The following is a 2462-nucleotide window of genomic DNA, read 5'->3' on the forward strand; positions in this document are numbered from 1 at the left end:
GCCGGACGGCGCGGGCGGCGGCGACCAGCAGGCATGGCCCGGCTTCGAGGACGCGGCCGTCCCACCCGAGAACCTCGGTGCCTACCTGCGCGACTTCACCGCCCTCATGGAGGAGTACGACATCGACGGCCTCCTGTACGGGCACTTCGGCGACGGCTGCGTGCACGTGCGCCTCGCCATGCCGCTCGAGACCCCGGAAGGCGTCGCCCACTCACGCGCGTTCCTCCAGTCCGCGGCCCGCATCTGCGCCGCCCACGGCGGCTCCGTCTCCGGCGAGCACGGCGACGGACGCGCCCGCGGAGAACTCCTGCGCTTCATGTACTCCCCCGAGATGCTCGACCTGTTCGCGCGCGTCAAGCACGTCTTCGACCCCGACAACCTCCTCAACCCCGGGGTGCTCGCCTCCCCCATGGACGAGGCCGAGGCCGCCTCGCGCGCCCGGGCGCGGGTTCTTGCGGCGCGCAGCGGGGGTCCCGACGGGCTGACGGCAAACGGCGCGGCCGCCACCGCCCTGACCGATCATGACGACGCGCACGCCACCGGCCTCGCCCCTGCCGATAGCGCACTCCAGCCCAACGACGCGGCCGCCAACGACTCCCCGCCGTCGCCTGACGTGTCTGGCGCTGCTGGCGGCACCGGCCTCGCCCCTGCCGATGGCGCGCTCGAACTACAGCCCGGCGTCGATCCTCTCGACGCCAACCTGCGGCGCGTCGCCGCGCACCCCATGCCCGCCGACGGCGGCTTCGCGTTCACCCACGACGGCGGCGACTTCACAGCCGCCGTCCACCGCTGCACCGGCGTCGGCAAGTGCCGCGCCGGAGTCTCCGGCACCTTCATGTGCCCCTCCTACCTGGCCACACGCGACGAGAAAGACGTGACACGAGGGCGCGCCCGCATCCTCCAGGAAGCCGCGAACTCACAGCTCGTGAAGGCCATCGACTCCCCCGAAGTCCTCGAAGCCCTCGATCTGTGCCTGGCCTGCAAGGCCTGCTCCGCCGACTGCCCCGCCGGCGTCGACATGGCACGCTACCGCTCCGAAGCACTCTTCCGCACCTACCGGGGACGCATGCGCCCCCTCAGCCACTACACGCTCGGCTGGCTGCCGCGCCTCACCCGCGTCACCGCGCGCGTGCCCGGCCTGGCACGCATCGCGAACATCGTCATGTCGGTCGCTCCCCTGCGCTCGCTGGCCTTCCGTATCATCGGCCTCGATCCTCGCCGAGGCATGCCCGCCCTCCAGTCCGGCACCTTCACCGCATGGGCCCGCCGCCGCAACCTGCTGGCAGGTAGCGTTCCTGCGTCCGCTTCATCGGATCCCATTTCTGGCGCTTCGGATTCCGTTTCCTTTGCTTCCAATCACGTTTCTGACGCTTCCAATCCCATTTCTGACGCCCGCGAGCGCGATGCAGCGCCGACCTCGTCTGACTCTGCCCGCGAGCGCGGCGGCACCACGGCCTCGTCTGACCCTGCCCGCGAGCGCGAAGCGGCCACTGCCTCGTCGATGGCGGACTCCCCGATCCTGAGCGGCCCGCGCGACCCCAGCGGGCGGCCGTATGCGCTCGTGTGGGCGGACTCGTTTAGCCAGACCCTGGACGATGCGGGGGCGCGCGCGGTCGTCGATGTGCTCGAGGCGAACGGGTTTGCGCCCATCGTCGCTCCGGACGCGTGCTGCGGACTCACGTGGATTACGACGGGTCAGCTGACGGGCGCGAAGAAACACTTGACGTCGTTGCTCAGTGTGCTCGCACCCTTCGCGGCGTCGGGAATCCCAATTGTCGGCGTTGAGCCTTCGTGCACGGCAGTACTGCGCGACGACCTGCTCGACCTGTTGCCCGAGGATCCGCGCTCGGCGCTTGTGTCGGGCGCGACGCGAACGCTCGCCGAGATTCTGTCGGCGATGCCAGCGTCCGCGCGCCGCCTGCCGAGCCTGGAGGGCGTCGAGATCGTCGCGCAGCCGCACTGCCACCACTACTCAGTCATGGGGTGGGACACCGACCAGGCGCTGCTCGAGTCGCTGGGGGCGCGCGTGACCCGACTCGAAGGCTGCTGCGGCCTGGCCGGTAACTTCGGCATGGAGGCGGGCCACTACGACTTGTCAGTCGCGGTCGCATCGCATTCGCTGCTGCCCATGCTTGATGCTCAGCCGGACGCGGTGTATCTGGCGGACGGCTTCTCGTGCCGCACCCAGGCAGCCCAGCTCGCGGGCCGCGGGGGCGTCCACCTGGCGACGCTGCTGGCTGGGTATTCTGGCTGATTGCCGACGGTGGTGTGTGGTTCCACGGGTGCTCCGGGCACCGTCGCACCTTGCCGTGGGGCCGGGCTACTTGGTGTGCCGGGCTGCTTGGCGTGCCGGCGGGCGGCGACCCGCCCACAGTGTTGCTTGCAGCACCGCTGGCATTCCAGGCACCGTCACGCCTAACTGTGGGGCCGGGCTGCCTGGCGTGTCGGCGGGCGGCGGCCCG

1 protein-coding gene is annotated in these 2462 nt (G+C 70.9%); it reads left to right on the forward strand.

All coding sequences use genetic code 11. The annotated features are described in order from the left end of the window. A partial coding sequence (locus tag HMPREF1136_RS08330; RefSeq protein WP_009648906.1) for an FAD-binding and (Fe-S)-binding domain-containing protein occupies positions 1-2254 on the forward strand: 2254 nt, incomplete at its 5' end. Positions 2255-2462: the final 208 nt, after the last annotated feature.

This window comes from Actinomyces sp. ICM47 (genome assembly GCF_000278725.1).
Lineage (GTDB): Bacteria > Actinomycetota > Actinomycetes > Actinomycetales > Actinomycetaceae > Pauljensenia.